The 7,713-nt window shown below is 67.6% G+C and carries 7 protein-coding genes; 2 read left to right on the plus strand and 5 right to left on the minus strand.

Features of this window, described 5'->3' with window-relative positions; genetic code table 11:
- The coding region (locus AC1D1T_RS27865) for a response regulator (RefSeq protein ID WP_477992892.1) at positions 1-198 on the minus strand (198 nt) is incomplete at its 3' end.
- A 79-nt stretch (positions 199-277) separates the two neighbouring features.
- Here AC1D1T_RS27865 and AC1D1T_RS27870 point away from each other — a divergent pair.
- Positions 278-1,651: a TAXI family TRAP transporter solute-binding subunit gene (locus tag AC1D1T_RS27870; protein WP_477843571.1), complete on the plus strand. Its 1,374-nt coding sequence runs from the start codon at positions 278-280 to the stop codon at positions 1,649-1,651.
- Between the two features lie 410 nt (positions 1,652-2,061).
- On the opposite strand, the gene AC1D1T_RS27875 is transcribed toward AC1D1T_RS27870, so the two are convergent.
- From AC1D1T_RS27875 to AC1D1T_RS27890, 4 genes are all read right to left on the minus strand, one after another.
- Complete coding sequence (locus AC1D1T_RS27875) at positions 2,062-2,937, minus strand: carbohydrate ABC transporter permease (protein WP_047504495.1); 876 nt, start codon at positions 2,935-2,937, stop codon at positions 2,062-2,064.
- Positions 2,934-3,785: a carbohydrate ABC transporter permease gene (locus AC1D1T_RS27880; protein WP_477992895.1), complete on the minus strand. Its 852-nt coding sequence runs from the start codon at positions 3,783-3,785 to the stop codon at positions 2,934-2,936. Before AC1D1T_RS27880 ends, AC1D1T_RS27875 begins: the two co-directional genes overlap by 4 nt.
- Positions 3,786-3,854: 69 nt before the next feature.
- The gene (locus AC1D1T_RS27885; RefSeq protein WP_465111849.1) at positions 3,855-5,171 is read right to left on the minus strand and encodes an ABC transporter substrate-binding protein; all 1,317 of its coding nucleotides are present in this window, start codon (positions 5,169-5,171) and stop codon (positions 3,855-3,857) included.
- A gap of 59 nt (positions 5,172-5,230) precedes the next feature.
- Positions 5,231-6,304: an ABC transporter ATP-binding protein gene (locus AC1D1T_RS27890; protein ID WP_477992893.1), complete on the minus strand. Its 1,074-nt coding sequence runs from the start codon at positions 6,302-6,304 to the stop codon at positions 5,231-5,233.
- Positions 6,305-6,454: 150 nt separating this feature from the next.
- Here AC1D1T_RS27890 and denD point away from each other — a divergent pair, with 150 nt between their 5' ends.
- Positions 6,455-7,471: a D-erythronate dehydrogenase gene (denD, locus tag AC1D1T_RS27895; RefSeq protein WP_477992894.1), complete on the plus strand. Its 1,017-nt coding sequence runs from the start codon at positions 6,455-6,457 to the stop codon at positions 7,469-7,471.
- Positions 7,472-7,713 lie beyond the last annotated feature (242 nt).

A 7,713-nucleotide genomic window follows, 5' to 3' on the forward strand; every position in this document is an offset into this window, starting at 1 on the left:
GGCGTGCTGCGTGCCCTGTGGCACGCGCCCGGGCGGCAGGCCCAGGTCGAGCAGCACCAGGTCGAAGCGCTCGCTGGCCAGCGTGCCGTCGGCGGCCGCCGCATCGCGCACCCAGTCGACGGCGAAGCCCTCGAGCCGCAGCGCGTTGCGCAGGCTCTCGCCGATCATCGGGTCGTCTTCCACCAGCAGCAGTCGCATCACGGGCCCAGGTCAGTCACAAGAAAAAGCATACCGCGAGCGCGGCCGGGCGAATCAGGCGCTATTGTTCCGGCTCACCATGAAACGCCGACTCATGCCCAAAGTCCTTCGCAACACGCTGCTGTCGTTCCGCGACGTGCTGGCCACCGCCGGCCCGTTCATCTTCCTGACCATCGTCCTGCTGGTGGTCGCCTACTGGTTCCTCGACCCGACGCCACCGCGCAAGGTGGTGCTGGCCACCGGGGTCGAGCAAGGGGCGTATGCCGAGTTCGGCAAGCGCTATGCAGAGTACCTGAAGGGCTACGGCATCCAGGTGGAACTGCGCACCACCCACGGCGCGGCCGAGAACCTGAAGCTGCTGCGCGACCCGAATTCGGGCGTGGACATCGCGTTCACGCAGGGCGGGGCCGGCGAATCGCGCAAGAACGCCGAGGCCAATGCGCTGGCGGATGAAGACCTGAACTCGCTGGGCAGCCTGTTCTTCGAGCCGGTGTGGCTKTTCTACCGCGAGGAGTCGGCGCAGCGGCTGCTGAAGGGCGTGCCGCTGACCAGCCTGGCGCAGCTGCAGGGCTGGAAGGTCGACATCGGCGCGCGCGGCAGCGGCGCGCCGAACCTGATGCGCAAGCTGCTCGATGCCAACCGCATCGACCCCGCGTCGATGACGGTGTCGCGCGAGGAGCAGACCGACGCGGTCGTGAAGTTCCTGGCGGGCGACATCGATGCGATCGTGTTCGCGTCGGCGCCCGAGGCGCTGATGGTGCAGATGCTGCTGCAGACGCCGGGGGTGAAGCTGTTCGACTTTGCACAGGCCGATGCGTATTCGCGGCGCTTCGCCTTCCTGACGCCGGTAACGCTGCCGCGCGGCGTGGTCGACCTGGCGGGCGACGTGCCGCCGAACGACGTGCGGCTGATCGCGCCGACGGCGACGCTGGTGGCGCGCGAGGACCTGCATCCGGCGCTGATCCAGCTGTTCGTGCAGGCGGCGGCGAAGATCCACGGACCGGCGGGCTGGTTCCAGCGCAAGGGCGATTTCCCGAACGCGCGCGGCACCGAGCGGCCGCTGGCGCCGGAGGCGCAGCGCTTCTACACCAGCGGTTCGCCGCTGCTGCAGCGCTACCTGCCGTTCTGGCTGGCCAACCTGATCGACCGCATGTGGGTGGTGCTGGTGTCGATCGTCGCGATCCTGATCCCGCTGTCGCGCGTGGTGCCGCCGCTGTACCAGTTCCGCATCCGCTCGCGGATCTTCCGGTGGTACGGGCAGCTGCGGGCGGTGGAGGATGCGCAGGGCGTGCGGCCGAATGACGAGTTGCGCTCGGAGCTGGACAAGATCGAATCGAGGGTAGGCAACGTGACGGTGCCGCTCAGCTATGCGGACGAACTTTATTCGCTGCGCAGCCACATCAACATGGTGCGGCGGAGGTTGGATGCGGCGGGGCAGGATCCGACGGGTTGAGGGATCGGCGCCTGCGTGCAAAGGCGCGAGTAGGCAGGGTGTGGCTCGCCGGCCGGGTCGGTCATCGCCCCGGGGGGCGATGACTCCCCTCCGCTGGCTGGTTTCAAGGCCCGTCGCCGAAACTCCCGCCACTCGCTTCGCTCGTTGTGGTCAAACAGTCGGCGACAGTCAGTGCACGAAGCGCGCTGACGCGCGCGGGCCATGAAACCAGCCAGCTCCGGCGACCCGTCCTGATTGGCGCTCCACACCCTGCCTACTCGCGCCTTTGCGGCACCACCGCATTGTGTTTGGGGGAAAAGACTGAAGTGACCGACGAGCATGCCAGTGCTCGCATGCTCGTCGGTCACTTCAGTCTTTTCCCCCAACAAGAGTGGGCGGTGTTGCGCGGCGGGTGAGGAACAGCCCAGCAGCTACTCCTTCACCGAACCGGTCATCCCCGACACATAGTGCTCGACGAAGAACGAGTAGATGAAGGCGACAGGCAGCGACCCGAGCAACGCCCCCGCCATCAGCGAGCCCCAGTGGTACACATCCCCTTCCACCAACTCCGTGATCACCCCCACCGGCACCGTCTTCATCTCCGACGACGAGATGAAGGTCAGCGCGTAGATGAACTCGTTCCACGACAGCGTGAACGCGAAGATGCCGGCCGAGATCAGCCCCGGTACTGCCAGCGGCAGCACGATCTTGATCAGGATCTGCCAGCGGCTCGCGCCATCGATCAGCGCGCATTCCTCCAGCTCATACGGGATCGAGCGGAAATAGCCCATCAGCAGCCAGGTGCTGAACGGGATCAGGAAGGTCGGGTACGACAGGATCAGCGCCATCCGGGTGTCGAACAGCCCGAGCTGAAAAATGATCGCCGCCAGCGGGATGAACAGGATCGACGGCGGCACCAGGTAGGCCAGAAAGATCGCCGCCCCCGCCGGCTTCGCACCCTGGAACCTCAGCCGCTCGATCGCGTACGCCGCGAGCACCGAAGCCACCAGCGACAGGATCGTCGACGTCACCGACACCAGCACCGTGTTCCACAGCCACTCCGGATACGCCGTCTCGAACAGCAGCTTGTGGAAATGCGCAAACGTCGGCTTGATGATCCAGAACGGGTTGCCGGTGCGCGCCAGCAACTCCTCGTTCGGCTTGAACGAGGTCACCACCATCCAGTAGAACGGGAACAGCAGCACGAACACGAAGATGCCGAGCGGGATGTAGACCGTCACCCAGCGCCGCGGCAGCGTCTGCAGGTAGTCCATGCCCTGCGAATCGGGCTTGTCCTGCGTCTTCATTTGTCACCGCCCTGCTGCCAGGCCCGGCGCTGCAGCCCGAAGTAGCTGAACATGATGGCCGCCAGCAGGAACGGCACCATCAGCGTCGCCAGCGCCGCGCCCTCGCCCAGCGCCCCGCCGGGAATCGCGCGCTGGAACGCGAGGGTCGCCATCAGGTGCGTCGCGTTCAGCGGGCCGCCGCGCGTCAGCACGTAGATCAGCTGGAAGTCGGTGAAGGTGAACAGCACCGAGAAGGTCATCACCACCGCGATGATCGGCGACAGCAGCGGCAGCGTGACGTGCCGGAACTGCTGCCACGGCGTTGCGCCGTCGATCGCCGAGGCCTCGTAGTACGACGGCGAGATCGTCTGCAGCCCTGCCAGCAGCGAGATCGCGACGAAGGGCACCCCGCGCCACACGTTGGCGACGATCGTCGAGAAGCGCGCGTTCCACGGGTCGCCGAGGAAATCGACATACCGGTCGATCCAGCCGAGCTTCATCAGCACCCAGCTCAGCACCGAGAACTGCGCGTCGTAGATCCACCAGAACGCGATCGCCGACAACGCCGTCGGCACGATCCACGGCAGCAGCACCACCGCACGGAAGAACGACTTGAACGGCAGGTTCTTGTTCAGCAGCACCGCGAGCCACAGCCCGAGCACGAACTTCAGGATGCTCGCGATCACCGTGTAGAAGAGCGTGTTGAACAGCGCCAGCCGCGCGACGCTGTCACCCACCAGGAACTCGAAGTTCTCGGTGCCGATCCACGAGCCGCCCCGCCCGATCTTCGCGTCGGTGAAGCCCAGCCAGGTGCCCAGGCCGAGCGGGTAGGTCAGGAACACCAGCAACAGCATCGCGGCCGGCAGCATGAAGGCCAGGCCGAGGGCGTTGCGGCTGTTCTGGAGGCGCTCGAGAAGCTTCACGGGCAGGCCTCTCGATCAGACCTTGTAGTAGCGCTCGGCCCGCTTCTGCGCCCGCTCCATGGCCTCCTTCGGCGTCTTCGAGCCGCTGCCCGCCTCGGCCACCATGTTCGGCACGATGAAATCCGCCAGCGCCCCGGCCGAGGCATAGCCCAGCTTGCCCGCATAGCCCGCCGGCCGCAGGTTCTTCACGCTGTCGCGGTAGGGCGTGTGCTTCGGGTCGACCGTCCACACCGTGTTCTTCTCGTAGGCGCGCAGCGGCTGCGCGATGTAGCCGCCGGCCCCCTGCAGCCACGGGTCGAACTGCTCCTGCTCCATCATGAAGCGCATGAACTCCTTGGCCGCCTGCGGGTACTTCGTGTACTTGAAGATCATCTGGTTGAAGAACAGGTGGTTCTCGGTCGGCACGCCCACCGGGCCCACCGGGAAGGCCGCGTGGTTGATGTCGGCCGCCATCTCCTTGAGCTTCGGGTCGGGCGAGTTCTTGGCCGCGTAGTAGATCGAGATGCCGTTGTTGGTGATGCTGATCTGCCCGTCGAGGAAGGCCTTGTTGTTGTTCGGGTCCAGCCACGACAGCGTGCCCGGCACGAAGCTCGAATACAGCTCCTTCGCGTACTCCAGCGCCTTCAGCGTGGCCGGGCTGTCCAGCGTCACCTTGTTGTCCTTGTCGACCAGCGCGCCGCCGAAGGCCCACAGCAGCCAGTGGCACCAGGCGCTGTCGCCGGTCGCGTTGCCCAGCGCCATGCCGCCCGGCGTGCCCTTGGCGGCCAGCGCCTTGTAGAGCTTCAGGAAGCCGTCGGTGTCCTTCGGCATGGTTTCGAAGCCGGCCGCCTTCATCTGGCTCTCGCGGTACACCACCAGCGAGCCGGTCGCCCCGAGCGCGACACCGATCCACTTCTTGCCGTCGGGCCTCAGGAAGGCCTCGCAGGCCGGGTACCAGCCGCCGTATTTCTTGCCGAGGTACTCGCACAGGTCGGTCACGTCGAGCAGCTTGTCGGGGTACAGGTTCGCGTCGTCGTTGGTCGACAGGATGATGTCGGGCCCGGCGCCGGTGTTGGCCGCGACGGCCGCCTTCGGCCGCACGTCTTCCCAGCCCTCGTTGTCGACACGCACCTCGATGCCGGTCTTCTCGGTGAAGCGCTTGACGTTCACCATGTACGCATCGATGTCGCCCTGCACGAAGCGGCTCCAGCGCAGCACGCGCAACTTGGCGCCCTTCTCGGGCTTGTAGGCAAGCGTCTGCGCGCCGGCCTCGGGCGTCCACAGTGCGCCCGTTCCGAGCGTGGCGATGCCCGCAGTCCCTTCCAGAAACTTGCGGCGATTGAACTCAGTCATCGTTGTCTCCTGTCAAGTTGTGAAGCGATGCACTGCGGCACCGTGAAGGAATCAGGCCATCAGGCGGCCAATCGCTTGCCGCTGCCGGCGTCGAACAGGTGCGCGCGGCCGAGGTCGGGCTGCAGGTGGATGGTCGCGCCGGGTTCGAAGCTGTGCCGCTCGTGGAACACCACCGACACCTCGGTGCCCTGGTGCCGGCAGGCGACGAAGGTGTCGGCACCGGTCGGCTCCACCACCACCACCTGCGACGGGATGCCGCCGCTGTCGCCGAGCGCCAGGTGCTCCGGCCGCGTGCCGAAGATCACCGGCTGGCCGTCCTCGCCCACCGCGCGCGTCGGTGCGTTCATCTGCGTGCCGTCGGCCAGCTCCACCTGCAGCAGGCCGGCCCGGCGGCGCAGCGTGYCGGGCAGGAAGTTCATCGACGGCGAGCCGATGAAGCCGGCCACGAACAGGTTGGCCGGGAAGTCGTACAGCGTCAGCGGGCTGCCGGTCTGCTCGATGCGGCCGTCGCGCATCACGACGATCTGGTCGGCCATCGTCATCGCCTCGATCTGGTCGTGCGTGACGTAGACCGAGGTGGTCTTCAGGCGCTGGTGCAGTTCCTTGATCTCGCTGCGCATCGCGACGCGCAGCTTCGCGTCGAGGTTGGACAGCGGCTCGTCGAACAGGAACACCTGCGGGTCGCGCACGATCGCGCGGCCCATCGCGACGCGCTGCCGCTGCCCGCCGGAGAGCTGGCGCGGGTAGCGGTCGAGCAGCTCGCTCAGCCCGAGGATGCCGGCCGCGCGCGCCACCTTCTCGTCGGCCACCGCCTTGTCCTGCTTCGCGAGCATCAGCGAGAAGGCCATGTTGTCGCGCACCGTCATGTGCGGGTACAGCGCGTAGTTCTGGAACACCATCGCGATGTCGCGCTGCTTGGGCGGCAGCTCGTTGACGCGGCGTGCGCCGATGCGGATCTCGCCGTCGGAGATTTCCTCGAGCCCCGCGATCATGCGCAGCAGCGTCGACTTGCCGCAGCCCGAGGGGCCGACCAGCACGGTGAACGCGCCGTCGGCGATCTCGATGTCCACGCCGTGCAGCACCTGCACCGAGCCGAAGCGCTTCTTCACCGACTGGATCGTCACACTCGCCATGCGTCATGCCTCGTGTCATGCCTGAAGGGGCAGGCGGTTGTATGACGACACCAATGACCCTGTCAATCGGCGCTGCCCCTGCTCGCGACAACCCGCGGTGCGCGCATGATGGGCCGGCGCCGAGCCCGTGTGCTCGACGGGAGGCACCCCATGAAACTGCTGATCACCGGCGGGGCCGGCTTCGTCGGCACGCGCCTGGCCCGGGCGCTGTTGTCGCGCGGCACGCTGAACGGGCGACGCATCGAGACGCTGGTGCTGGCCGACCAGGCCGCGCCCCGCGCCGAGTTGCTGGCCGATGCACGCGTGAAGGCGCGCACCGGGCCCTTGCTGGCGCAGTGCGCTGCGCTGCGCGACGAGCCGTTCGACGGCGTGTTCCACCTGGCGTCGGCGGTGTCGGGCGAATGCGAGGCCGATTTCGAGCTCGGCCTGCGCTCGAACCTCGACACCACGCGCGCGCTGTTCGATGCGCTGCGCGCGACGGTGCAGCAGGGCGCGCCGGTGCCGCGGCTGGTGTTCTCCAGTTCGGTCGCGGTGTTCGGGCCGGACGCCGCGGTGCCGATGCCGCAGCGCGTGCACGACGACACGCTGCCGGCGCCGCAGACCTCGTACGGCACGCACAAGCTGATGTGCGAGTACCTGCTCGCCGACTACACGCGCAAGGGTTTCATCGACGGCCGCGCGGCGCGGCTGATGACGGTGACGGTGCGGCCGGGGCGGCCGAACGGCGCGGCCTCGTCGTTCTTCTCCGGGATCATCCGCGAGCCGCTGGCCGGCGAGGAGGCGGTGTGCCCGGTGTCGGCGAACACCTGCCATGCGGTGGCCTCGCCGGCGCGCACGGTGGAGGGGCTGATCGCGGTGTACGAGGCGAGCCGCGAGGCCTTCCAGGGCCGGCTCGCGATGAACCTGCCGGCACTGAACATCTGTGTCGGGCAGATGCTGGATGCGCTGGAAGAAGTGGCCGGCCGCGCGGTGCGAGAGCGCGTGCGCTTCATCAGCGACGAGCGCATCGCCGGCATCGTGGCCGGTTGGGCGAAGGGCGCCGAGTCGGCACGCGCGGCGCGGCTCGGGCTGAAGCCGGACGGCAGCTTCACCGAGATCATCCGGCAGTACATCGCGGATTGCGAGGCGTCGCCGGATGGTGCGGCTGCGTTGAGGGGCTTGGCGTGAGCAAAGGCGCGGGTAGGCAGGGTGTGGCTCGCCGGCCGGCTCCGGCGACCCGTCCTGATTGGCGCTCCACACCCTGCCTACCCGCGCCTTTGCGCCACCGCCCGTCTGTGTTTGGGGGAAAAGATTGAAGTGGCCGACAAAGCGCGCCCACTCTCGCATGCTCGTCGGTCACTTCAATCTTTTCCCCCCAACAAGAGCTGGTGGGTCTGCGCGGCGCGGCGGGTGGGGGGCTGGGCTGGGGG

The organism is Rhizobacter sp. P2_H3 (assembly GCF_056403355.1).

Bases quoted from the DNA above. Each gene is read 5' to 3' on its own strand.
- AC1D1T_RS27875 (WP_047504495.1), bottom strand. From the start codon at position 2,937: ATGAAGACGCAGGACAAGCCCGATTCGCAGGGCATGGACTACCTGCAG.
- AC1D1T_RS27880 (WP_477992895.1), bottom strand. From the start codon at position 3,785: ATGCTGCCGGCCGCGATGCTGTTGCTGGTGTTCCTGACCTACCCGCTC.
- AC1D1T_RS27885 (WP_465111849.1), bottom strand. From the start codon at position 5,171: ATGACTGAGTTCAATCGCCGCAAGTTTCTGGAAGGGACTGCGGGCATC.
- denD (WP_477992894.1), top strand. From the start codon at position 6,455: ATGAAACTGCTGATCACCGGCGGGGCCGGCTTCGTCGGCACGCGCCTG.